The following is a 24,633-nucleotide window of genomic DNA, read 5'->3' on the forward strand; positions in this document are numbered from 1 at the left end:
AATTTATTTATTAAGTTTTATAAAAAAGGTAGTCCCCACTCCTTCTTCACTTTCAATCCATATTTTACCTTTATAGGTTTCAATAACTTTCTTCACTATTGATAAACCCAAACCTGTTGAATGCTCGCTTGTGGTATAGGATTGAAAAGTATTAAATATTTTATCGTGGTTTTTCTCTGCAATTCCAACTCCATTATCTTTTACAGCAAAAACATAATAAGTATCAAACTCTTCTGAAGAAATTTCAACTAAACCAACTTCTCTTTCTATATAATTTACAGCATTCCCAATTATGTTTTGAAACAGCTGTTGAATTCTATAGCGATCTGCATTAATTATTGGCAACGTATTTTTTATAGTAACTGTAATGTGTTTTGGAATATGAATAATCTCAATTATACTCTGAATGATTAACTGAGTATTAACTTTTTCTACAGCTATATTCTCTTTATCAATTTTAGAATACGTTAAGATCCCTTCTATTAAACGATCCATTTTCTCTACTTTATTTTCCATCATTGAAAAATATTTCAAAGTTTGCGCGCTAAAGGCTTTGTCATTGTCCTCTTTAATCCAAGAAATTAAAGAATGTATACTACGTAGTGGTGATTTTAAATCATGAGAAACTATTTGGGCATAATCTTCAAGTTCTTTATTTGTTTTCGCTAAGCTCGCTACTAATTCTTCTCGTTGATTTTCTAATGTTTTCTTGCTGGAAATATTTTCTTGAATCGCAAAAAACCGAACAATTTCTCCTTTTTTACTATACAAAGCTTGTCCTTGAATCTTTACCCAATATTTGTCTCCTGCTTTCGAGTAATTTATAATTTCACAAGCAAAAGGTAGGCCTTTACTAATTTGAGTTTTTAAATATTCAACAGTTTCAGGATTTGTTTCTTGGCCTTGCAATAAATGCCCCGGTTTTTTTCCAACTAATTCCTCTTTAGAATAGCCAGACATTTTTTCAAAACTAGAGTTAACCCATTCTATCCTGCCCTCGACATCACTAATCACAACTGAATTAATATTCTTTTCAGCAATTAAGGATAGTAAATATAAACTTTCTTCTTGTGCTTTCTGTTCTGTTATATCTAAATGAATACCTATAGAACCAGTCACTATACCATTTATATCATAATTTGGTGCGCCACTAACTAACCAATGACGTAGTTCTCCTTTTTTATTCTTTATTTGAATTTCATACGAATCTGTAATTCCTTTAACTCTGAGTTCGTTTTTTTCTTTTATGACTTTCTTACCGTCTTCTGTGAGAAGTAAACTAGATGCATTTTTACCAATTAACTCCTCTAAGCTATATCCGCTTAAATTACAAAAACTATTATTTGCTAAAACAATCCTCTCGTCTTCATCAACTTCAATCAACCCTAAATTCATATTGGCAATAATATTGCTATATTTTTCTTTCTCGATTCGTAATATTTCCTCGTGCTTCTTGTCTTCAGTTACATCTTCAATCATGGCAAAGTATTGTATTACCTCTCCATCTGAGTCTAAAATAGGCTGCCCTTTTGTTCTAACCCAAAAGTTTTTATTGTCTTTTCGACGATGAAGATGCTCTACATTAAATGGTTCTCCATTTACGAATGGCACTGTCATTTTTAGCAACTCCTCCTCAGTAGTTTCATCACATTTCCCTAAGTTAATAGGCGTATTTCCAATCACTTCTTCTTTTGAAAAACCAGTCAATTTTAAATAAGCATCATTACACCAAATGATTTCACCGTTTGGCTTAGTGAAAAGAACTCCATTTCCATTAGCACTTGCAACTAATGAAAGCCTATTCAATTCCTCTTGATCCCTATCTAATGCTTTCTTTTGATTGTTAATTTTAACTAATAGCTCTTTTAATTCTTGCGTGGTGATTTCTTGTGTCTTTAGCACATGGAGTAAATCTAATAAAGGGTCGTGGAAAGCAAAATCGTGTAGTGTTAATTTTTTTTCTCGCACTTGGTCCATCGAGACAAACCAGGGGGAACCTACAAATAAAATAGATCCATTATATTCCTGAAATTGGCCTCTTAAATCAATATCTTCAGAGGTTGTTCCTATAAGAACCAATTGATTAAAAACAGAAACTATATTTTCAAAAGTGTCACTTTCAATATGGGGTCTTTTAACCCTAAAAGATGCCGCAAAATCATCATTGAGCTTAATTAGCGGTAAAGCCTTAGCTAAACTTTTACCAAACCCCTTTATTTTTAAATCAGAATCTATTAGAATATAAAAAGGGAATAGCTTGTTAAAGCTATCTTCATCAAAATTAAACTCTAAATTTTTCATCCTATTTATTTACCAGATTATATTAAAAACTTCATGCGAGCTACCCTCATCTCGAGTTTGGATTAAATTAATAGCCACAGGGGTATTATACATTATTCCTAATCCTTGAATCAAACCTCTAACAAAATCCTGAAGTCCTTCCCTTTTTGACAAATAATGTAAATTGATACTGTTTTCAGTGATATCACTGACTTTAAATTCGGGAGGAGTTAATTTAGGGTAAATTAGCATTACACGATTATGAAACAGTGGTAAGTTTATTAAAAATTCTCTCAAATCGTTTCCGCCAGCTTCCATTAAACCACCATATTTTTCTTTGGTTGTTTTCAAGACCCACCATTCACCAAATGCTATCAATACGGCACTTAATGTCATTCCCATTTCTTCAGAAACAGCTATTGCCAACTTAAAAGTGATATCGTCATCATACGCTTCACTGCTTATAAAAAAATCAATATCTATTCCGCTTCTAAGTCTAATAGCCTCCCATTTTTCCTCACCAAAATTAGCCGTAACTAACTCTTCTATTGCTTTATTTACAATTCCGTACATTTCTTATTGGGATATTAATTCGTTACAGCTCCAATATTCTATTAATTTTTTTATACGATCTACATAGTCATCGTACTTAAGAGGTTTCAACAAATAACCCGCAATACCTATTCTGTAGCATTCCATAACATCAACACGATTATTAGATGTTGTTAAAATTACTGATGGAATATATTTTAAATAATCATCTTCTTTTAATATCCCTAAAAACTCAATTCCATTGATTTTCGGCATATTTAAATCCAATATTATGATATCAGGTATGATTTCTTTAACCTTTAATATAGTTAATGCTTCTTCACCATTATTTGCTTCAATAATTTTGTGTTTTAAATCCATCGAACTTAAAACCCTATTGAATTTCATAACTTCAATTGCATCATCTTCAATTAATAATATATTCAGTGATCTAGCCATTTGTTTTTATATAAAATTTTTCCATTTTAAAAATAATATGATTCTAACGTTAAAAATTTAAATTTCGGTAATCATAATAATACTATCCACGAATAGCATTAAAGTGTCGACGAATGGTATTAATTTTTCAGGATTTCTTCTTGTATTTTCTTAGTTAAACTTTTGTAGACCAATTCATAAGAATGGTCAATCAATTCTTTCACTAAAGTATCCGGAACCTCTTTATTTATGGCTACCGTATTCCAATGCGTTTTACTCATATGCCAACCTGGCTTTATGTCATCATATTGCGCACGCAATTCCTGTGCGCGTTCTGGATCGCATTTCAAATTAACTGCAGGACCACCCTTCTCCCATTGACTTAACGAAGATAAGGCAAACATTTTCCCCCCCACTTTAAATACCAAAGTATCTTCATCAAATGGAAAATGCTCCGTCACCCCTTTTTTGGAAAGGCAATATTCATAAAAGCTTTCTAAATTCATCTTTAAAAATAATTATAAATTATAAATGTTGAATTATAAATTAATTATTTAACCTCTAAAACAGAGTACAAAACTGGCTTACTTGGACTGGCATCATTCTCAAAAGACGCTATTTGTAAATTCAACAGATAGCTTCCGTCTTTTACATTATCAGCAACAAAAATCATTTCGGTAATCGTACAATCTAATCTGGCATCTTCATTCAAGTTTTTAACGTCCGTCACATTCCAAAAGGCTTTGTGAGCCAACAGCTTTCCTTCATCTTTTTCCTTATCTACACTTGGTAAGTCAATCAGCAAATGCTTTATTCCGCTTTCGCGAAGAAATAGCGCAGCTTCTTCCGCTAGGAACGGTGGATCAGTATGAGAATATTTCCTAGAAACTTTGTCGGCATCATTGGGCAAGGTTCTAATGACAATTGCTTCCGGTTTTTTGCCATTTAAAGCATTCTCTATCGCCGCCTTCGTAATTACAAAGTCATGTTCTTGGTCTTCTAATTCCACCGAAACTAATTCGGCAATAAAGAAAAACTGTTTTAGGGCTTGGTTCACACTATAAAAATCATGGGTAATATGACCCAAGCATTCCGTATGCGTTCCGTGACCGTGCGGGTTGAATTGAATGTTATTGAAATTAGTAGAAGACATTCCTGATGAAACTTTCCCTACCCATTCATCAAACTTAACGGGTTCAATTACTGGTTTATCAATATACCAAGCTATTGGGTTTGCATTTGTATTAGATAATGGAATCGAAATATCAATAGGTTTTGATAAATCGACTTGAAATGTAATATTATTATGTTGAATTGTAGTTTTCATTTATGCTGAATTTATTTCAGTATCTCATCTCGAGATACCTTTATAACATCAAATATAAATCTTTTAATTCAGGATTTGACAATTTTGCTAAGTTCCATTTCCAATCTTTGTGCCAATTCTTCAATTGTTTTTCTCTTTCAAAGGCATTTGAGAACTCTAAAAATTCTTCAAAATAAATCAGAATAGTTGCATTGTACTTTTTCGTAAACAACGCGCCCGTGCCGTTTACTAGATGATCAATTCTCTTTTTTAAATTTTTAGTTGCGCCAACATATAAAACAGTATGGTTCTTATTAGTCAAGATATATGTAAACCCTTTTTCCATCTATATATATAATTTAAAAAAAACTCTTTCCTGAAACTAGTTCATTAGATCCTGAAACTAGTTCACTAGATCCTGAAACTAGTTCATTAGATCCTGAAACTAGTTCAGGATAAATAAATCCGACGCTATACCATCTGTCAAAAATTTTCCTTTTTTAGTAGGTTTTAAAATAGCATTTTCTATCGAAAGTAAATCGTCATTCAAGTATTTCTGTGCTTGTTTCATTAAATAATCCAAATAGGTTTTACCAAATTCCGATTCAATTCTCTCCAAAGAAACTCCCCAAATCGTGCGCAATCCTGTCATAATATATTCATTATAGCGATCAGAAACCGAAAGAATTTCAATCTCATTAGGCAGTTTATCTGCATCGATGGATTTTATATATAACGGATTGTTAGCAATATTCCAAGAACGAGAAACCCCATCGTAACTGTGTGCCGAAGGTCCTATTCCGATGTATTTTTTTCCTAGCCAGTACCCCGAATTGTTCTTGGAAAAATAGTTGTCCTTACCAAAATTGGATAGCTCGTAATGGATAAAACCATTCGCTTCAAGCGTATCTACCAAGATAATAAAATGTTCTTGTGCTACTTCGTCATTTGGCTCTGCTATTTTTCCGGTATCAATTAATTTCTTCAAAGCTGTTTTAGGCTCCACCGTCAAAGCATAACTGGAAATATGCGGAATCCCGAAAGACAATGCCTTTTCGATATTCTGTTTCCATTTTTCATTACTCATTCCAGGAACTCCATAAATCAAATCAATCGAAATATTATCAAAATAACGAGTCGCTTCTTGCAAACATTTTTGCGCTTCCTCTGAATTGTGCGCCCTATTCATCATTCGTAAATCATCTTCAAAAAAAGACTGTATCCCTATGCTTAATCTGTTGATTTTACTTTTCGACAATTCCAAAATCCGTTCACTCGATAAATCATCCGGATTTGCTTCGAGTGTGATTTCTGGGTTTTCTGCAACGCTATAATTCTCATAAACTGCCGCAATCAAAAAATCAATCTCTTCAGAAGTCAATACACTGGGCGTTCCTCCTCCAAAATAAATCGTCTCAATTTCTATGTCACTTCGAGCGGAGTCGAGAAGTCCAGATTCACTTTTGCGCATTTTAATTTCTTTGGCCAAAGCCAAAACCATCTCCTCTTTCTTTTTCATTGAAGTTGAAAAATGAAAGTCGCAATAATGACAAGCTTGCTTGCAGAATGGTATGTGTATGTAGATGCCGCTCATTTAGTAGTATTCGGTGGTCAGTAATTTTATTAATCAGTTTGGAGTAAGCAATTAGTAGTCAGTTTTCTTAATTGTTCGAAATTTATTGAACACTGAACACTATTTCTTCACACGCGATTCATTTTGTTTTACAAAAGCATCCCAGCCGGTATAGCTTTTCGCCCCAACTACTTTTCCAGAATTGAAAAAGTGACAAACCGCAGCTGCTAGTCCATCTGTGCTATCCAGATTTTTAGGTAGTTCTTTTAGTCCCAATAATTGCTGTAGCATTTTAGCAACCTGTTCTTTGCTGGCATTTCCGTTTCCAGTAATCGCCATTTTTATTTTCTTGGGTTCATATTCAGTAATGGGAATATCTCTCGAAAGTCCTGCAGCCATAGCAACTCCTTGAGCACGACCCAATTTCAACATTGATTGTACGTTTTTTCCAAAGAAAGGTGCTTCGATCGCAATTTCGTCTGGGTGATGGGTATCAATCAATTCAATGGTACGTTCATAAATTCGTTTCAGTTTCATATAATGGTCATCCATTTTATTCAACTGCAATTCGTTCAATTGAATAAATTCCATTTTTTTATTGATAACACGTATCAAACCAAAACCCATTATCGTGGTTCCTGGGTCAATTCCTAATATGATGCGTTCGTTTGCCAAAAGTTTTGTTTCAAGTTTAAGGTTTCAAGTTTAAAGTTTTCCTTTTCTTTGCACTCATGATTTCAATTCCTCACAAAACTAAACAATTCCTTGTTCTTATAATCAAAGTTTTGATTGTGGCTGGCGCATTTTATTTTATCTACAATCAGCTGGCAAATAATGACAAACTCGATTGGGTTCAGTTTACGGCAAAATTCAAAAAGAACCAGTCGGTCGTGGGAATAAGTTTCATCTTATTATTGAGTGTTTTGAATCGCTATTTTGAAATTTTAAAATGGCAAAACCTAGCTTCCTACATCAAACCTATTTCTGTCTCTGAGGCCACAAAACAAGTTTTGGCCGCACTAACCGCAGGAATTTTTACTCCAAACGGAGTAGGCGAATATGCCGGAAAAGCATTGTATTATGAAAAGAGCGAAACCAAACAGGTCATTTTCTTAAACCTGATTTGCAACGGAATCCAAATGGTGCTAACCGTAATCATTGGGATATTTGGTTTATTGTATTTTAATGCTAAATACAATGTCATCACTACCAAAATGGTCATTATCCTTTTTGCTATATTAGTCTTCACTGCTATCCTATTATTTTCGTTAAAGAAAATCGCAATCAAAGGATATACAATCGAAAAATTGATTCACAAAATCAATGAAGTCCCTAAACGTATTCATCAAAAAAACATCCTTTTAGGAATTTGTCGTTATATCGTTTTTTCGCATCAATACTATTTTTTGTTTCTCGCTTTTGATGTCGATTTGCCATACTTAATACTGATGTCAGCCGTGACTAGTGTTTACTTTCTAGCATCCTCCTTGCCCACTTTTCAGTTTTTGGACTTTGCCGTAAAAGGAAGTGTCGCTATATTTTTATTCAGTATTTTAGGCGTAAACGAATGGATCGTTATTTTTGTATCAACACTAATGTGGTTTTTAAATGTTGTGCTACCAGTAGTTATAGGAAGTTATTATGTACTGATTTTTAAATCCTCTCCAAAGGAGAAGGAGGTATAAACTAATAAAATAATTATGATTACAATTATTTTATTTTTAGCACTATTAATTTACGTCATCGCTATTGCGGGTTTAATCTATGGGTTTACAAAAATCAAAACTTTTGACGCGATAGATTTGGAACCCAAAACCAAATTTACAATTATCGTCCCTTTTCGAAATGAAGCTGAGAATCTACCAATTCTTTTAGCAAGTTTGTCCCAATTGAATTACCCAACAGACTTATTTGAAGTGATTCTGGTTGATGACGATTCGACAGATTGTTTTGAAGTTTCAGGTTTAAAGTTTAAAGTTACTGTACTACCAAATCTTCGTGTTTCAAATTCGCCAAAGAAAGATGCGATTGTATCTGCGATGAATGTTGTAAATACGGATTGGGTTATTACTACAGATGCTGATTGTGTAGTCAATCCTAATTGGTTATTAACATTGGATAATTATATTCAGAATCATAAAGTTAGTATGATTGCCGGAGCGGTAACCTACGGCTGCAGTAATTCGTTTATACATCAATTCCAGCAACTGGACTTGGCAAGCTTGCAAGGAGCAACCATCGGTAGTTTTGGAATAGGAAAAGGATTTATGTGTAATGGCGCCAACTTGGCCTATACCAAAACCCTATTTCAGCAGTTAAATGGCTTTGATGGCAACGATAAAATCGCCAGTGGTGATGATGTCTTTTTATTACAGAAAGCAATTGCAAGATTCCCTGAGCAAGTCCGCTATTTAAAATCGAAAAACAACATAGTTACTACAAAACCATTGAATGACTGGAGATCCTTGTTTTATCAAAGGGTGCGTTGGGCTTCCAAAACGACTTCTTATCAAAGTAGTTTCGGGAAATTATTGGGCGTTGTTGTTTTAATGGGAAATTTATGTTGGATTTTGGCTGTCGGGTTCTGCCTATTTGGGCTGATACCAATTGAATTTATTATCATTTTATCCCTATTCAAGTTTGCAGTAGATGCTATTTTGATAATTAAAACCAATACTTTTCTTAGACAAAAAAACCACCACCTCATTTTAAGCAGCCTATTCTATCCTCTTTTTAGTGTTTGCGTGGCATTTTATTCGCTGATTGGCAAATACGAATGGAAAGGACGAAAGTTCTAGTTTACGATTATGCCTAGCCCTGATAGAAATGGAAATCCTATTATGCTGTTGTTCAGCATAAAAGATTGTAATGTATAGCAGGAAATGGCTTCAGAAAATCACTCAACTTTAAGGATTACCGGAAGTATAAATTGTGTTTTTACAGGAATTCCACGTTTTATGGCTGGATTTACTTTAGGGAAATTTACCAATCTGGCATTTAGAATACTATCGATTTTAATGGCGTTATACGCAACAGAATCCTTAGGAAATTGCGGTTCAAATTTCATTTTTGCATTAGGAAAAATAGTCACCTTAACTTCAATAGTGTCTAATTCAGGATACAAAATCGATAGTGTATCGCTGCTCAATTTTTGCTGTATTAGTTCCGTTAAATACTCAAAAAAACATCGTTGACGTTCAGTTTTATTATCTAATTTATCACAATCGACAAACGAAGGATATTCATCTACTTCTTTCCAATTGATTGTTTTCAGTTCTTTTTGCAATAATTCCTTTTCCGAAGGCACTTGCTTTTCGAAGTATTGACAGGAATTAAAAAGTAAGAATACTAAAAAAAAGTAATAGTGCTTCAATGTGTTATATTTGGATTGGAGTAATATTTTATAAAAATACAATTATTATCTTTGAGATTGTTTCGAAAGCAAATAATCTTCATAGCTTTCAGCAAACCATTTCTTCTTACTTGCTTCAGCCATTTCTTTTTGTTCTGGATACAAGACTCCTAATCGATCTGAAAAAACAGCAATTTGAATCGTGTATCTATAAAACTCTTCTTTTGTTAGTATTAAATTTGTCGTTGCTTATTTATTAGAAAACTCAAAAAAAAGGCGATCAAAATCTTTCATCGAAAAATTCAATACTTTTGCTTTGTTCTCGTTATATATTTTTTCTTTCAAATGAGCATCACCCTTGTCTTGGGCGAAAGCCGAATTTAAAAAAACAATAGAAAAAAGAATGAAACTAAATTTCTCACATTCATTTGATGAATCCCTGTTGTATTTATTTTTTCAAAAATACAAAAATAAAATTTTATGGATACTTTCCTCTTAATCCTTGGCTTTTGTTGCATGATTACTGGAATTCTAGGCAGCGTACTTCCTGTTTTGCCTGGTCCTGGAATTAGTTGGCTCGGACTTATTTTACTGTATTTTACCAATGCTGTTCCCGCTAACTATTGGATTCTTGGTATTACTTTATTGATTACAATAGTGATATCATATTTAGACTATATCATTCCTGCTAAGGGAACTAAGCACTTTGGGGGGAGTAAATATGGAATTTGGGGAACAAATATCGGATTAGTTCTGGGCATTATTGCGCCCATCCCATTTGGATTCTTAATAGGCCCATTTTTAGGCGCTTTTATAGGTGAGCTAATTTATGATTCTAAAAATCAAAAACGTGCTTTGAGAGCCGCCACTGGATCAATCATTGGTTTTTTAGCATCTACATTTATGCAGTTTTTAATTTGCCTGTTGTTTTTAGGCCTATACATTAGTCTGGTTTGGCATTATAAAGAAGGCTTATTTTAAGCCATTATCACCCAAAATTTACACATTGGAAAAACAAAAGTGAAAACAAATTTTATTTCTTTAACATTTAATGACTCCGTTTTAAAATTTATAAATAACTTTGGCTTTTAACTTTTCTATAAGATATTATAAAGAAATAGTAATCATTCACTATAAAATATAGCAGTTGAATAAAGATATTATAAATACCTCTTTTTTTATTCACCAATTGAAGCAAGGCCAAAACTCGGCTTTTGAAACGCTGTACCATTTATATTTTCAAAAATTATCTCATTTTGCCAATAGCTATATTGAAAATGAAGAGGAGTCACAGGAAATCGTACAAAATGTTTTTTTTAAGCTTTGGAAAAAGCGCGAAAAATTAGCTGTCGAAGTCAATTTACATTCCTATTTATTTAAAATGGTTAAAAATTCCTGTTTGGATTATTTTAAACATCAAAAAGTAAAAGCAAACTATAGCCAGCATTGTGATATTGAAAGAAAAGAAATCAATCACTTAGCTTTGATGGATACGCCCAGTAATCTCTACATTGAAAATGAACTTTTAGAAAAAATAAATTCGTCTGTAGACAAACTTCCTCCCGCCTGCAAACGCATATTTATTAAAAGCAGGTTTCAAGGTATGAATCACAAGGAAATCGCAGAGGAATTAGACATTTCTACAAAAACAGTTGAAAACCAAATTACAAAAGCCTTAAAGTTTCTACGAGTAGAACTGAAAGAATATACTGCACTTTTTTTTTAATTTAGAAAAAAATCAAATTTGCGTAGGGGTACTTTACGACTTAATCGTCTTAGTATAAAAACACCCCCATGAAAGAGGCCGATTTAATAAAGTTTATTGAGAAAAAAGGAGATACTGAATTTAACAGTGCAGTAATTTCTTGGATAAATGCATCTCAAAACAATCAAGCTTTATTTAGTAAAATAAAGGCTAAGCATGTAATTGACACCTTAGACTCCAATACTGAAAGTACACTTGCAACAAGAAAATATAATGAATTTCTAGAAAAAAAGAAAGCAGCTAAGAAACCTTTACTCTTTTTATTAAAAGTAGCGTCCGTAATTATTCTGCCGCTACTACTCTCCACTTATCTTTATTTCAACAATCAAAATAGCACTACTAATAAGGAAGAAATTGCCTTTACTTCCTCTGTTAAAGAACAAAAAACAGTTACTCTTAAAGATGGAACTGTAGTCTGGTTAAATGCCGATAGTAAAATTATTCTTGATCATGAATACAACTCTGAAGAAAGAAGATTGAAGTTATATGGCGAAGCTTTCTTTGATGTTGTAAAAAACAAAGACAAGCCTTTTATCGTAGAAACAGTTTCTGGAATCAAAATAAAAGTACTGGGAACAACTTTTAATGTTAAGTCGTATTCTTCTGAAAAAAATGTAGAAACAACACTTGTCACTGGAAAAGTAGAATTATACGATCAAAAAGAAGACAAAGCGCTATTCACATTAAGTCCAAAACAGAAAGCTACCTTTTCTAAAAAAGAAAAAGAATTATCCATTACTGAAGTAGCTACTGAAAATATTACATCATGGAAATCAGGAAGATTAATTTTTGACAAAACACCATTAGATGAGTTTGCCTTAAACATCGAGCGCTGGTTTGATGTTAAAGTAATTATTGCCTCAAATAATTTTAAAGGCTACTCCTTTTCAGGAAAAATTGACAAAACTAACTCTATTGAGGACATCATGAAAGTATTAGAAGTTTCCTCTAATTTAAATTGTACCTACTCTAAAAACACTAATACAATTGTGATTAAATCAAAATAAAAAAAAGAGAGTGCGCCAACACTCTCCTCATTTAAAAGGCTTTATAGCTGAATACCGTTTGAAAACAAAATACTAACCAAAAACCAATGTTAAAATTATGAAAAAAAACCGAATTAAAAAGAATTCTACTAGAAGCACTTCGTCTTCTTTAGATAAATTTATTAGAATAATGAAAATATATTCTGTATTAGTCGCCCTTACGATTTTTAAAATCTCAGCTTCAAGCTTGCCTACTTATGGTCAAAAAATTGCTATTGACTATGATAAAACAACTTTGAAAGAGGTAATTTCGAAAATTGAAGACCAGTCGGAATTTACTTTTTTCTACAATAACAAATTAGTAGATGAAAATACACTTATCACCATCAAAGCTTCTTCTAATAAAATTAATAATGTATTAGACACAGCATTGAAAGGCACTGGCATTTCATATAAATTGATGAATAACAAAGTCGTCCTTTTTAAAGACAATACGGAACTACAGAGAAAAAACCTGATTTTAGCAGAAGACAAAACAGTAGAAATCAGCTATTTTGATCAAGAAAAAGTAGATATAAAAGGGACCGTAGTTGATGAAGGAGGTATTCCTCTTGTGGGAATAAATGTAAGTATCAAAAATACTACATCAGGAACACTAACTGATCTTGATGGTAAATTTAACCTAAAAGCAAACTATGATGACATCGTAGAAATAAGCTACATGGGTCTAAAAACCGAAACAAGAAAAGTTACTAAACAAAACACCAATTTCAAGATTACTATGATCGCTGACATTAGCGCCTTAAACGAGGTAATTGTTGTGGCTTATGACAAGCAAACTAAAAGTTCTTTTACAGGAGCAGCAGTAAATGTTGATGTTTCAAAAATTCAAGAAACACCTGTAGCTTCTTTTCAAGAAAGTTTACAAGGAAATGTAGCGGGAGTACAAATGTCTTCTGCCAGTGGGCAACCTGGTTCTGCTCAAAGTATTCGTATTAGAGGAGTTGGTTCTATAAATGCTAACTCAGATCCATTGTATGTTGTGGATGGTATTCCTGTGGTTTCAGGAAATATTTCTACAATAGCAACGAGTTCTAATACAATTGCTGGTATAAATTCTAAAGACATCGAAACGATTACCGTTTTAAAAGATGCTTCGGCTACTTCTATTTACGGTTCAAGAGGAGCAAATGGAGTAGTTCTTATTACAACCAAAAGAGGGAAATCTGGGAAAACTAAATTTAATTTCAATACCCAATATGGTGTAAGTGAAATGATTCTTTCTGACAGAAACAAACTTCTAACGACTCCAGAACATTTAGAGTTAATGATTGAAAGCCGCATCAACATTGGAAATAGCCCTGAAGCAGCTCAAAAATACATTTACGACCAAGTAGATGAAAGTGTAAATACAAACTGGCAAGATGTTATAGGTAGAACAGGAGAATACAGACAATATGGACTAAGCGCCAGTGGTGGTAGTGACAAAACTACTTTTTATTCTTCTTTAGGAATTTATGATCAACAAGCAGTAATTTTAGGTGTTGATTATAAAAAATTTAATGCTAAAGTAAATATCAACCACCAAGCGACTGATAAACTATCGATGAACTTTGGTGTTGCTGCAAGCAATCAGGTACTAAACACTATTGACGAAGCTGGGAATGCAAATAACCCTGTAAGAGCAATGGCAAGAGAAGTGCCTTGGCAGCCAGTTTATAATGCTGATGGCACTTATAACACCAGTATTCTTTTGACGTATAACCCTGTAGGAATAGAAAAAGAAAACATTAGAAAATCTAAATTATACGGGATTTTAGGAAATCTGGGATTAAACTATGAGTTCAATAAAGACTTATCTTTTGAAACAAAAGGAAATGTTGATTTCAATTTAGCCGATGAGTTTCAATATGACAATCCTTATTTTGGAGAAGGTAGAAATGACGGCGGACGTGGAAGAGCATCTGATAACATTGTGCTAAACTGGAACGTAACTAATTTGTTAAAATACAATCTAGACCTAAACGAATCGAATAACCTTAAATTTTTATTTGGTCAAGAAGCTCAAAAAATCACTAGTAGTTCTGTATATGCTTATGCTAGTAACTATGGTGCTCCCGGACTAACTTCCTTAGACAATGCCTCTGTTTATAAAGATGCGTCAAGCGCAAAAACAGCGTCATCACTTTCTTCGTTATTCTTTAATATCAATTACGGATTACTGAATAAATACTTTTTAAATGTAACTGGACGAAGAGATGGTTCCTCCCGTTTTGGTTCTGATGTGAGGTATGCTAATTTTGGTTCGATAGGAGCAGGTTGGAATATTGACAAAGAAAATTTTATGGAAGACATAACTTTTATAAACAAATTGAAACTTAGATCAAGTTATGGTATCAATGGAAACCAGGAAATTGGTGATTTTGCTTCCAGAGGTTTATATAGTACTGGAGACGATTACAATGGTAGCCCAGGATATTCGTATAGTCAACAATCCAATCCATCATTAACTTGGGAAAAAAATAAGCCTTTCAATGTTGGGGTGGATTTTGGATTATTTGATAGATTAACAGGAACTTTTGAGTACTACACTAGAACAACCACTGATCTATTATTTAAAGTCCCTATCTCAGCAACTAACGGAATTACAAGCTATTTAGACAATGTAGGAGAAATGAAAAACAGCGGAATCGAATTTGCTTTATCTGCTGCTATATTTGACAATCCTGATGGTTTTTCATGGAAATCTGATTTTAATATCACTACCAATACTAACAAAATAGTAAAATTACAAAACAACGAACCTATAATTGAAGACAACTACATACGTGAAGTAGGTAGTGATTTCTACATGTTCTACATGCCTGGTTATGCAGGTGCAGATCCACAAAACGGAAATGCTCTTTGGTATACCAATGAATCTCAAACAGAAACAACTAGTGATTATAGCAAAGCTGATCCTTACCAACAAGGTAGTGCTTTGCCTAAATTCTATTCTGGTTTTACCAATACTTTTAGCTACAAAAACGTAAGTCTATCCTTTATGCTTTTCTTAAACGAAGGAAACAAAGTATATGATACTTGGGGTAGATATGTAAGTAGTGATGGTAGTGCCAAATTAAATGACCGTGGAAATCTAACACGTCATATATATGAAAACAGATGGCAACAACCTGGAGATGTTACTGACGTTCCAAAAATGGTTTGGGGAAATACACAATCTGGATTAGCAAATCAACATTCTACTCGTTTCCTTTATGACGGAACCTATGTAAGACTTAGAGACATTACTCTTGCTTACCAACTTCCAACTACTTTGACGGATAAATTAAATGTTAGTAACGTTCGTTTTTACATAAAAGGAACTAATGTACTGACTTGGGTAAAAGACAAAGACTTAGAAATCGACCCTGAAGTTGGAATTAACGGAACCGCGAACCTAAGAATACCTATTTCAAAACAATTTTTAATGGGAGTTGATTTTTCATTCTAAAACCAAAAAACAAATGATCTTAAAATTTAAACATATAGTAATTCTCGCAATCGTGACGCTTACCGCATCATGTAGCGAATCTTTTTTAGACATCAATCCAGAACAAAGTGTTGCAGCCGAAAGTGCAATCGTGGATCTTGTTACTTTACAAACTGCGTTAAATGGTACGTATAGCAAATTGCAAAACAATGATTATTATGGCCGTACCATGTATATCATTCCGGAATTAATGGCTGACAATCTTTATTTGAGCTCCAGAAATACTGGCCGCTATTTAGAATATGAAAACTTTGTAGTTTCTGAGAGAAATGGAGAAGCCGAAGGTTTGTGGGAAAAAGGGTATGAAGTTGTTGTTAATGCGACCCGCGCTATTGAAGGTGGAAAAACATTGGAAAGCACCTCTACTGCGCAACAAAAATCAATTAATCAATTAATTGGAGAAGCTTATGCACTTAGAGCATTAGCACATTTTGATCTTGTTAGAATGTTTGCTCAACCTTACAATTTTACTGCAGATGCCAGCCATATAGGTATACCAGTAATCACTGAGGTTAACACCGTTCAAACTTCACCAAGTAGGAATACAGTAAAAGAAGTGTATACACAAATTAATACTGACCTAACAACTGCTTTGGGATTAATGCAATCGCAAAAAGGAAAAGGGACATTTTCTATTGGTGCAGTAAAAGGATTATTAGCAAGAGTAGCTTTGTATCAAAATGACAATATAAATGCTATTAAATACAGTTCTGAAGTTATTGCCACGGGAGGTTACAGCTTAATAGCTAATAAAGATTATGCTACGCTATGGAGTAGTGAACTGAATAACGAAACACTATTTGAAATTGTTTTTACAATTGCAGATAATGAAGGAAGTAATAGTTTAGGACACTTCTTTAATGTTACTGGATACGCAGATGCTTTAGTGAGCCCAGAACTTTATGCACTTTATAGCACTCAAGATGCTCGAAGAACTGCGATTACAGCTGGAGCAAAACCCGGTGCTGAGGCAGCCGCACTATTTGTAAACAAATTTCCGAAAGGAACATTGAGCGATGACAACATTAAAATCTTACGTTTAGCAGAGCAGTATTTAATTAGAGCTGAGGCTTACGCCAAAGAAGGAGAAAACACGTTAGCCCAAAATGACTTAAATGTTATTACAAAAAGAGCAAATCCAGCAGCTCTAAATGCAACAGAAACAGGTGCAGCATTATTGACTAGAATTCTTGAGGAAAGAAGAAAAGAATTGGCTTTTGAAGGACATCGTTTGTTTGATTTAAACAGAAATAAAAAAGATGTGAAAATTATTCAATCAGAAAAAAGCATTACGGTAAGCTATCCTAACGATAAATTTATTTTGCCAATACCATTGAAAGAATTAAATTCAAATCCAAATATCAAACCTCAAAACACTGGATATTAAATGATTTCTATAGAAATTAAACCTTATTTATTAAATAAAAACCACGTTTTTAGAATTGCTGGTGGAGCTAGAACAAATACTCCTGTTCTATTAGTAAAACTAAAATACGATCGTTTTGTAGGATATGGGGAGGCTTCAATGCCTCCCTTATATGGAGAAAGTATAGCCAGTGCGCAAAGTTTTATAAAGACATTTGATTTTAGTCCCTTCTCTTCTCCTATAGAAATTGAAGCAATCTTAAAATCATTAGATCAACATGCCACAGGAAATCCAGCCATTAAAGCAGCGATTGATATTGCACTCCATGATCTCATAGGAAAAATGATGAATATGCCTTTGTATGAATATTTTAATTTACCAAAAAAGGAACTTAAAACAAGTAAAACTATTGGGATTGACAGTGCCGAAATCATCGAAAAAAGAGTTGAAGAAGCGGCTAATTTTCATTACCTAAAAATTAAGCTTGGTGGCGACAACGATGCTGAAATCATAAAAGCAGTTCGAAATGTCTCTGACAAACCCTTGTTTATCGATGCTAATCAAGGTTGGACTAATAAAGAAGAAGCACTAGATAAAATTGCCTGGTTAAAAGAAGAAAATGTTATTTTTATCGAACAACCCATGCCTAAAAAAGCCTTTTCCGACATGGAATGGCTCGTATCCCGCAGTACTTTACCGTTGATTGGTGACGAAGGAATACAACGTTTAGAAGAAGTAAAAACAGCTAGTAATTTCTATCATGGTATCAATATCAAACTGATGAAATCTACAGGATTACACGAAGCTTTTGCGATGGCAAATTTAGCCAAATCATTGAATCTAAAAATAATGCTAGGTTGCATGTCTGAAACTTCCTGTGCTATTGCAGCTGCAGCGCATTTAGGTGCTATGGCAGACTGGATAGACTTAGATGGGAATTTAGGGGTAACTAACGATCCATTTCAAGGACACCAAGTAATAAATGGATCCATCCATCTTAATGATACTAACGGAATTGGTCTTATAAATCCAGATTGGAACAAAATTGAAACTTATGTATAAAATATATCAAACCGCAGTCGTTTTATTTTTATCGCTATCGATTACCAGCTGTGATGCGCAAAAGAAAGCAAGCTTAAAAACAGCTATTGAAGTACAAAATGATACTTTAGATTCCTATTTCTCAAAGTTATATGAGGCAAAAATGTTCAACGGAGCAGTAGCCGTAAAAAGAAAAGGCAAGTTAATTTTCAAGAAAGGGTATGGAATTGCTAATTTAGAAAAGCAAAACCCGTTTTTGACTACTACTTCTTTAGAGATTGCTTCGGTATCTAAACAGTTTACTTCAGCAGCTATACTTTTGCTACAGCAGGAAAACAAATTAAAAGTAACTGACTTTGCTTATAAATATCTTGGCGAAGATTTTCCGTATAAAGACGTTACCATTTCTCAATTACTTTCTCACACTGCAGGATTACCAGATTACGAACCTTATTTTAGAAAAAACTGGGATCCGTCTATAATTGCATACAACAAAGATATTTTAAATTATTTCAAGACTAAGAAACCTGCAATTTCGAGTGTCGCAGGTGAAAAATACCATTATTCTAATATTGGATATATTCTTCTTGCTGAAATTGTAAGTGGCGCAAGTGGCGGAGTAACTTTAGAAAAGTATTTAACTAAAAAAATATTTGAGCCGATGCAAATGGAAAACACATTTTTTATGGGCCGAGACAGTATTTGGGATAAAGAAAATTATGCCCCAGGTTATATGTTTAGTTTAGCTGAATGCAAAAATGTTATTCCAGAATCTTTACCAAACAATGCCTATTATCGCTTCTTAAGTGGCCGTCTAGGATCAGGGCGACTATCGTCAAGTATAGACGACTTGATAAAATGGGATCAGTTTTTATATGATGATTCTATTTTTAACGCCGCTTCAAAGGAATTAGCATTTAGCAAACACCCACCTACGAAAGACACATCTGATTATGGTTATGGATGGCATATTGTAGACGATAGTATAAAAGGAAAAACAGTATATCATACTGGAAGCTGGGCTGGTAACCTAACCTATATTAGTCGTTCATTAGTAACAAAAGATTTGGTTATCATTTTAAATAACACCCACAATTCAGCTTACAATAAAGAAATAAGAGCTGCTGTTAATGGGTTTATAAATGGGCAACCACTAACGCTACCTAAAGTAAAAGCAAGTGAATTATTCAAAAATTCAGCTTGTAACTTAACTTTAAAAATGATTCCGCAGTGGTACTTAGCCAACGTGAATATCGATTGGGATATTGCCGACTTAAAACAACTTCAAGAAGACTATGAGAAGATTGGAGCATCTGATAAAAGCGAAATGACAAACGCTATCATGACAATCATTCAAAAAGCTAACAAATCGTAAACCATTTTTTTTTAATGATCTAGTTCTTGAAAAATAGAACTAATTGGTTTTCCTACCAAAATTTATCGTTTATAAAATCCAACATAAAGAAAGGACATAATGTACCATGCCCCTATCTTCTTGTTGCTCAGGATAACTATGTTTAAATCAAAAAAATTAGTGACAATTACCGCCTACTTTTAAAAAAAGCCTTAGCTCAACTAAAACCCAAATTCCATGAAAAAAACAAATCTGATATTTATTGCTACGACCTTGCTTCTTTTGGGTTGCAAACCGTTAAAAAGTGAAATGAATGTAGATATTCTTATACAAAACGGAACCGTTTACAACGGAATTGATACTATGCCTAGTCATGAATCAATTGGAATAAAAGGGGACCAGATTGTTTTTGTAGGTGATGAAAAAAATGTATCTATAAACGCTTCAAAAATTATTGATGCCACTGGATTAATCGTTTCCCCTGGCTTTATAGATCCACATACCCATGCTGATAGAGATTTAAATGATCCCGAAACATCACACAACAAACCTTTTTTAATGCAAGGAGTTACCACAGTAGTTGTTGGTAATGATGGGTCAAGCTTTTTTCCTGTTTCAAAATACAAAAAATTATATGAGCAAAATGGTATTGGGACTAACGCTGTTCAATTAGTGGGTCATGGTACGATTCGAGGACAGGTTATCGGTAATAGTGATAGAATCGCTACTCCTGACGAAATTTTAAAAATGCAATCACTTGTTCAACAAGAAATGGACTCCGGTGCATTTGGATTATCAACAGGACTTTTCTACTCCCCTGGGAGTTATGCAAGTACAGAGGAAGTTATTTCTTTAGCCAAAACTGCTGCCGCAAATAATGGAATATACGACACGCATTTAAGAGATGAAAGTTCGTATTCCGTTGGCTTGATCCCTTCAATTGAAGAGGCTATAGAAGTGGGGCGACAAGCAAAATTACCCATTCACATATCGCACATTAAATGCTTAGGGCTAGACGCCTGGCATGAAAGTGATTCGATTGTAAGTATTATTAATGCCGCACGAAAGGAAGGAATTGACGTTACAGCAAATCAATATCCTTATGATGCATCGGCCACTAGTTTGAAAGCGGCGGTGGTGCCTCGCTGGGTAGAAAGCGGCGGAATAGACTCTGTATTCATTCGCTATGACAATCCATTATTAAGACAACGCATTCTTGAGGAAACAAAAATCAATATTACACGTAGAGGCGGACCAGATAAATTATTAGTTGTAAGTTCTACAGACACTACAGTTGTTGGAAAAAATTTGTTAGAGATCTCAAAAATACTAGATATATCTCCAGAAGAGACTGTTTATAATATAATTAAAATATATCCTCCTAAAGTGGCTTCTTTTAATATGATTCCTGAGGACATTGCTACTTTCATGAAGCAAGACTGGGTCGTTACTGGTTCAGATGGAGGCTCAGGACATCCTAGAAAGTATGGAACCTTTCCTAGAAAATACCATAAATATGTAAAAGAAGAAAAGCAAATTGAAATAAATCAATTTATAAAAGGAAGTACTTCCAGAACGGCTGAGCTTCTAAAAATCTCAAATAGAGGATCCTTAAAGCTGGGGTACTTTGCAGATATTATTATTTTCAATCCAGAGACATTTAAAGACATAGCTGATTATGACGATGCTTTTCAATTTGCAGAAGGATTAGAATATAGTATTATCAATGGAATTATTGCAGTAGAAAAAGGAAAATCAACCAATGTTTTAGCCGGAAAGGTTTTAAAAAAATAAATTATTATGAAAAATCTAATTCTTTCCTCCCTTGTACTTTTGGTAGTTGCAAGCTATGGACAAAATTCTCAATTAAAAGATACTTATAAAAATGAAGTCGTTAAAGGTGATATTATCAACACCATTATTAATGACAAAGAGAACTTTTACCACATCGATTTCCCTAACTATCCTTACAATGACACCAGTCTTCCCATAGGTGTTTTCGATTCAGGTATTGGAGGCTTAACGGTTCTAAAAGCGATTGTAGATTATGACCAAAATCAAAACAGCTCTCATCAATCAGGTGGTGATGGCGTCTTGGATTTTAATAACGAGAGCTTTATCTATTTAGGAGATCAGGCAAATATGCCTTACGGAAATTACGCTGAAGAAAACAAAAACGATTTACTAAAAGAACACATTATTAAAGACACTCAGTTTTTATTGGGAAATAAGTACTACTGTGATTTTGATGACACAGCCTTTAATACTAATAAAAAACCTGTAAAAGTGATTGTGATTGCTTGTAATACAGCAACGGCTTATGGAAAGGAGCACATCGAAGAATTTATTAAAAAAGCGAATTCTGGGATTAAAGTGATAGGTGTTATTGATGCTGGTGTCCGTGGTGTTTTAGAAACTATGAAAAAGGATGAGGATGGTATTATTGGCGTTTTAGCAACTGCCGGCACGGTATCTTCAAAGGGGTATCAAAATACCATTTTAAATTTCAAAGATCAATTAGGATATAAAGGGAATATTGAAGTTTTTTCACAAGGAGGACTTGGTATTGCAGAGGCCGTTGATGAGGACACAAACTATTATATTAAAAACCTTAAAAAACCCAGACAAGATTATAAAGGACCAAGTTTAAATGGTGATGTTAAAATAGACAAAACCTTGTTTGATATTTACAATTTTAATTATGACAATAGTAAAATGCTTTGTGATACAAAGAAAGCAGATGATTGTTCCATTTTACAAATTAATGATCCTGAAAATTATGTGCGCTACCATGTTGTAACACTTTTAGAAAACATTAGAAAATCGAATACTACTAACCAATTAAAATCAATTATTCTAGGGTGTACACATTATCCCTATTTAACTAATGAAATAAGTACAGTGTTGAATGAATTATATGACTATAAAGCTAAAGACGGTAGCTATTTATACCGAAAATTTATGGTTAAAAACATTCAACTAGTGGATCCCGCAGTAAACACAGCCAAAGAACTGTATGACTACTTAAATCAAAAATCATTATTTAATCCAAACGGAAATATTAACGAAAGTGAGTTTTACATAAGTGTGCCTAATAAAGATAATAAGAGCACTAAAATAGATGCTGAAGGACGATTTCCATACGACTATAAATACGGAAGAAATGCCGGAGAAATTCAAGAGTATGTAAAAATAGTGCCTTTTAGCAGAGCAAATATTTCAGATGATATATTAACACGTTTCGAGAATCAAATTCCGGCTGTTTATCAGTTAATGCATATTTTTAATGAAACGAATGAGAAAGTCAACTTTTTAGAGAAGAAAAACAAAATATAATCAGATAGCTATTTCAATAATAGTACTTGATTGCTTTAATAATGATAAGTATTTTTTATCTTCCCCCTAATTTCAAATTTTAAAACTAAATATGAACGAAAATCCAACTGCCCTAATAACTAACGATGCTGTTGTTCTAGGTATTCTTATGACAATACTAGGTTTAATTTTCATCACTTCCTCTAGTGAAAAACCTTTTTTCAAGAAATTCTACAGCATAGTCCCTTCGGTTTTGTTGTGCTATTTTATTCCCGCACTCTTCAACACCTTCAATATTATATCAGGAGAGACTTCCAGTTTATACACTATTGCCTCCCGTTATTTATTACCTGCCAGTTTGGTTTTACTTACCCTAAGCATCAATTTTGTTGCCTTAAAAAGATTAGGGAGCAAAGCCGTAATCATGTTTTTAGCAGGAACGGTAGGGATTATAATCGGTGGACCTTTGGCCTTATATATTGTGGGTAGCTTCTTTCCCGAAGTAGCTTTATCAAACGGAGAAGAAGTTTGGAAAGGATTATCAACAATAGCAGGAAGTTGGATTGGTGGTGGCGCAAATCAAACCGCCATGCTAGAAGTGTTTGGCGCAAGTAAAAGTATGTTTGCTCAAATGATCGCAGTAGATGTTTTGGTAGCCAATTTATGGATGGGATTTTTGTTATATGGTGCTCAAAAATCAGATAAAATTGACAAATGGTTAAAAGCAGATAATGCTCCCATTGCCGAATTAGAGAAAAATCTGGAAGAAGAACAAGCAGGAAAAAGACAACCACTTACTGCCAATAATTTAATGATAGTCCTTATGGTTGCTTTTGGTCTAACGGGTTTAGGACACTTCTTAGCCGATATATTGGCTCCATTTTTTAAAGAGAACTATCCAGAATTAGAGAAATATTCTTTTACTAATGAATTCTTCTGGTTGGTAATTATCACAACTACAGCAGGAGTATTATTATCGTTTACCAAAGTTCGAAAAATAGAAAGTTATGGTGCGTCAAAAGTGGGTACCGTATTTCTTTACATACTCGTAGCAACCATAGGAACACATATGAATCTAGGAGCAATTTTTGATAATCCTTTACTCTTCTTGGTTGGTATCATTTGGATCACTACCCATATCATTGTAATGATCATTGTAGCCAAAATCATTAAAGCTCCTTTCTTTTATGTGGCAGTAGGTAGCCAGGCAAATATTGGAGGAGCGGCTTCTGCACCCATTGTTGCCGCGGCATTTAGTCCGTTTTTAGCTCCCGTTGGAGTATTACTAGCTGTTTTGGGCTATGCCGTGGGAACCTACGGAGCCTATGTGTGTGGTTTGTTACTACACCAAATTTTTCTAATCATTACATAGCTAAGATTACTTGTACCAAACAATGATAATTTAAAGAACTTTAAGCCTTAATTCTGATTAACCAACCAACAAGGTCCTTTCATATTAACAACTCTTTAAAACAGTCTTGTAATTTGGGCGTGACCCTAAGGGGTCGGGTTATACGCTATATCTTTTACTCCGCTATCGCTTTGTAAAAGGATGCCGCTACTACCCCTCACGCAAAACGCAATCAATAATAAAAAAACCCTATTCAACTAGATGAATAGGGTTTTAACAAATCTATTTTATACAAAAACTCGATTAAGCATACGCTTAATGGAGTTTTTTTGTACTCAGAGCGGGACTTGAACCCGCACGAACATTGCTGTTCACTGGATTTTAAGTCCAGCGTGTCTACCAATTTCACCATCCGAGCATGATGTGGTATCTTCCCATTCCAA

22 protein-coding genes and 1 tRNA gene are annotated in these 24,633 nt (G+C 33.7%); 12 read left to right on the forward strand and 11 right to left on the reverse strand.

Going from position 1 to position 24,633, the window contains the following annotated elements:
• Nucleotides 1-3: 3 nt before the first annotated feature.
• The 9 genes from QO200_RS15895 to ruvC form a co-directional block, all read right to left on the reverse strand.
• On the reverse strand, nucleotides 4-2,301 hold the full coding sequence (locus tag QO200_RS15895; protein ID WP_371541981.1) for a PAS domain S-box protein: 2,298 nt from the start codon (nucleotides 2,299-2,301) through the stop codon (nucleotides 4-6).
• Nucleotides 2,302-2,310: 9 nt separating this feature from the next.
• Nucleotides 2,311-2,853, reverse strand: coding sequence for a heme NO-binding domain-containing protein (locus QO200_RS15900; protein WP_371541984.1), 543 nt, complete (start codon nucleotides 2,851-2,853; stop codon nucleotides 2,311-2,313).
• A 3-nt stretch (nucleotides 2,854-2,856) separates the two neighbouring features.
• Nucleotides 2,857-3,270, reverse strand: coding sequence for a response regulator (locus QO200_RS15905; RefSeq protein WP_371541987.1), 414 nt, complete (start codon nucleotides 3,268-3,270; stop codon nucleotides 2,857-2,859).
• A gap of 119 nt (nucleotides 3,271-3,389) precedes the next feature.
• Entirely contained in the window at nucleotides 3,390-3,755 is a 366-nt protein-coding gene (locus tag QO200_RS15910; protein WP_371541990.1) for an MmcQ/YjbR family DNA-binding protein, read from the reverse strand.
• A gap of 44 nt (nucleotides 3,756-3,799) precedes the next feature.
• The gene (locus QO200_RS15915) at nucleotides 3,800-4,576 is read right to left on the reverse strand and encodes a cyclase family protein (protein WP_371541993.1); all 777 of its coding nucleotides are present in this window, start codon (nucleotides 4,574-4,576) and stop codon (nucleotides 3,800-3,802) included.
• 40 nt (nucleotides 4,577-4,616) lie between these two features.
• Entirely contained in the window at nucleotides 4,617-4,901 is a 285-nt protein-coding gene (locus QO200_RS15920) for a GIY-YIG nuclease family protein (RefSeq protein ID WP_371541996.1), read from the reverse strand.
• A 13-nt stretch (nucleotides 4,902-4,914) separates the two neighbouring features.
• Entirely contained in the window at nucleotides 4,915-5,046 is a 132-nt protein-coding gene (locus QO200_RS15925) for a hypothetical protein (RefSeq protein ID WP_371542057.1), read from the reverse strand.
• Nucleotides 5,001-6,149, reverse strand: coding sequence for a radical SAM family heme chaperone HemW (gene hemW, locus QO200_RS15930; protein WP_371541998.1), 1,149 nt, complete (start codon nucleotides 6,147-6,149; stop codon nucleotides 5,001-5,003). The genes QO200_RS15925 and hemW overlap by 46 nt, the downstream gene beginning before the upstream one ends.
• 99 nt (nucleotides 6,150-6,248) lie before the next feature.
• Nucleotides 6,249-6,803 carry a crossover junction endodeoxyribonuclease RuvC gene (gene ruvC / locus QO200_RS15935; protein ID WP_371542000.1) on the reverse strand — a complete coding sequence of 185 codons (555 nt, stop codon included), beginning with the start codon at nucleotides 6,801-6,803 and terminating at the stop codon, nucleotides 6,249-6,251.
• Nucleotides 6,804-6,859: 56 nt separating this feature from the next.
• Between ruvC and QO200_RS15940 the strand changes: the two genes are divergently transcribed.
• Together QO200_RS15940 and QO200_RS15945 are read left to right on the forward strand one after the other, a co-directional pair.
• Complete coding sequence (locus QO200_RS15940) at nucleotides 6,860-7,813, forward strand: hypothetical protein (protein WP_371542002.1); 954 nt, start codon at nucleotides 6,860-6,862, stop codon at nucleotides 7,811-7,813.
• 15 nt (nucleotides 7,814-7,828) lie between these two features.
• A complete protein-coding gene (locus tag QO200_RS15945) occupies nucleotides 7,829-8,926 on the forward strand; it encodes a glycosyltransferase (RefSeq protein ID WP_371542005.1) in 1,098 nt (365 codons plus the stop codon).
• Between the two features lie 98 nt (nucleotides 8,927-9,024).
• Here the strand turns inward: QO200_RS15945 and QO200_RS15950 are convergent, their stop codons facing one another.
• Nucleotides 9,025-9,501 (reverse strand): hypothetical protein, encoded by a 477-nt coding sequence (locus QO200_RS15950; protein ID WP_371542008.1) that lies wholly within the window; start codon nucleotides 9,499-9,501, stop codon nucleotides 9,025-9,027.
• A 459-nt stretch (nucleotides 9,502-9,960) separates the two neighbouring features.
• On the opposite strand from QO200_RS15950, the gene QO200_RS15955 reads away from it, so the two are divergent.
• From QO200_RS15955 to QO200_RS16000, 10 genes are all read left to right on the forward strand, one after another.
• Nucleotides 9,961-10,461: a DUF456 domain-containing protein gene (locus QO200_RS15955; protein ID WP_371542011.1), complete on the forward strand. Its 501-nt coding sequence runs from the start codon at nucleotides 9,961-9,963 to the stop codon at nucleotides 10,459-10,461.
• Between the two features lie 166 nt (nucleotides 10,462-10,627).
• A complete protein-coding gene (locus QO200_RS15960; RefSeq protein WP_371542014.1) occupies nucleotides 10,628-11,206 on the forward strand; it encodes an RNA polymerase sigma-70 factor in 579 nt (192 codons plus the stop codon).
• 68 nt (nucleotides 11,207-11,274) lie between these two features.
• Complete coding sequence (locus tag QO200_RS15965) at nucleotides 11,275-12,252, forward strand: FecR family protein (RefSeq protein ID WP_371542017.1); 978 nt, start codon at nucleotides 11,275-11,277, stop codon at nucleotides 12,250-12,252.
• Nucleotides 12,253-12,349: 97 nt separating this feature from the next.
• Nucleotides 12,350-15,724, forward strand: a complete 3,375-nt coding sequence (locus QO200_RS15970; RefSeq protein WP_371542019.1) for a TonB-dependent receptor — start codon at nucleotides 12,350-12,352, stop codon at nucleotides 15,722-15,724.
• 13 nt (nucleotides 15,725-15,737) lie between these two features.
• Nucleotides 15,738-17,150 (forward strand): RagB/SusD family nutrient uptake outer membrane protein, encoded by a 1,413-nt coding sequence (locus QO200_RS15975; RefSeq protein ID WP_371542022.1) that lies wholly within the window; start codon nucleotides 15,738-15,740, stop codon nucleotides 17,148-17,150.
• Nucleotides 17,151-18,191: a dipeptide epimerase gene (locus QO200_RS15980; protein WP_371542024.1), complete on the forward strand. Its 1,041-nt coding sequence runs from the start codon at nucleotides 17,151-17,153 to the stop codon at nucleotides 18,189-18,191.
• The gene (locus QO200_RS15985) at nucleotides 18,184-19,545 is read left to right on the forward strand and encodes a serine hydrolase domain-containing protein (protein ID WP_371542026.1); all 1,362 of its coding nucleotides are present in this window, start codon (nucleotides 18,184-18,186) and stop codon (nucleotides 19,543-19,545) included. Before QO200_RS15980 ends, QO200_RS15985 begins: the two co-directional genes overlap by 8 nt.
• 216 nt (nucleotides 19,546-19,761) lie before the next feature.
• On the forward strand, nucleotides 19,762-21,318 hold the full coding sequence (locus QO200_RS15990; protein ID WP_371542028.1) for an amidohydrolase family protein: 1,557 nt from the start codon (nucleotides 19,762-19,764) through the stop codon (nucleotides 21,316-21,318).
• A 6-nt stretch (nucleotides 21,319-21,324) separates the two neighbouring features.
• On the forward strand, nucleotides 21,325-22,860 hold the full coding sequence (locus tag QO200_RS15995) for a glutamate racemase (protein ID WP_371542031.1): 1,536 nt from the start codon (nucleotides 21,325-21,327) through the stop codon (nucleotides 22,858-22,860).
• Nucleotides 22,861-22,951: 91 nt separating this feature from the next.
• Nucleotides 22,952-24,211, forward strand: coding sequence for a DUF819 domain-containing protein (locus tag QO200_RS16000; protein WP_371542033.1), 1,260 nt, complete (start codon nucleotides 22,952-22,954; stop codon nucleotides 24,209-24,211).
• 311 nt (nucleotides 24,212-24,522) lie between these two features.
• On the opposite strand, the gene QO200_RS16005 is transcribed toward QO200_RS16000, so the two are convergent.
• Nucleotides 24,523-24,608 (reverse strand) — tRNA-Leu (locus QO200_RS16005).
• Nucleotides 24,609-24,633: the final 25 nt, after the last annotated feature.

It is taken from the genome of Flavobacterium sp. Arc3, from assembly GCF_041431375.1.
In the GTDB taxonomy this organism is placed as follows: domain Bacteria; phylum Bacteroidota; class Bacteroidia; order Flavobacteriales; family Flavobacteriaceae; genus Flavobacterium.

Coding starts and splice junctions, on each gene's coding strand:
- QO200_RS15895 (WP_371541981.1), bottom strand. CDS start 2,301: ATGAAAAATTTAGAGTTTAATTTTGATGAAGATAGCTTTAACAAGCTA.
- QO200_RS15900 (WP_371541984.1), bottom strand. CDS start 2,853: ATGTACGGAATTGTAAATAAAGCAATAGAAGAGTTAGTTACGGCTAAT.
- QO200_RS15905 (WP_371541987.1), bottom strand. CDS start 3,270: ATGGCTAGATCACTGAATATATTATTAATTGAAGATGATGCAATTGAA.
- QO200_RS15910 (WP_371541990.1), bottom strand. CDS start 3,755: ATGAATTTAGAAAGCTTTTATGAATATTGCCTTTCCAAAAAAGGGGTG.
- QO200_RS15915 (WP_371541993.1), bottom strand. CDS start 4,576: ATGAAAACTACAATTCAACATAATAATATTACATTTCAAGTCGATTTA.
- QO200_RS15920 (WP_371541996.1), bottom strand. CDS start 4,901: ATGGAAAAAGGGTTTACATATATCTTGACTAATAAGAACCATACTGTT.
- hemW (WP_371541998.1), bottom strand. CDS start 6,149: ATGAGCGGCATCTACATACACATACCATTCTGCAAGCAAGCTTGTCAT.
- QO200_RS15940 (WP_371542002.1), top strand. CDS start 6,860: ATGATTTCAATTCCTCACAAAACTAAACAATTCCTTGTTCTTATAATC.
- QO200_RS15945 (WP_371542005.1), top strand. CDS start 7,829: ATGATTACAATTATTTTATTTTTAGCACTATTAATTTACGTCATCGCT.
- QO200_RS15955 (WP_371542011.1), top strand. CDS start 9,961: ATGGATACTTTCCTCTTAATCCTTGGCTTTTGTTGCATGATTACTGGA.
- QO200_RS15965 (WP_371542017.1), top strand. CDS start 11,275: ATGAAAGAGGCCGATTTAATAAAGTTTATTGAGAAAAAAGGAGATACT.
- QO200_RS15970 (WP_371542019.1), top strand. CDS start 12,350: ATGAAAAAAAACCGAATTAAAAAGAATTCTACTAGAAGCACTTCGTCT.
- QO200_RS15975 (WP_371542022.1), top strand. CDS start 15,738: ATGATCTTAAAATTTAAACATATAGTAATTCTCGCAATCGTGACGCTT.
- QO200_RS15980 (WP_371542024.1), top strand. CDS start 17,151: ATGATTTCTATAGAAATTAAACCTTATTTATTAAATAAAAACCACGTT.
- QO200_RS15985 (WP_371542026.1), top strand. CDS start 18,184: ATGTATAAAATATATCAAACCGCAGTCGTTTTATTTTTATCGCTATCG.
- QO200_RS15990 (WP_371542028.1), top strand. CDS start 19,762: ATGAAAAAAACAAATCTGATATTTATTGCTACGACCTTGCTTCTTTTG.
- QO200_RS15995 (WP_371542031.1), top strand. CDS start 21,325: ATGAAAAATCTAATTCTTTCCTCCCTTGTACTTTTGGTAGTTGCAAGC.
- QO200_RS16000 (WP_371542033.1), top strand. CDS start 22,952: ATGAACGAAAATCCAACTGCCCTAATAACTAACGATGCTGTTGTTCTA.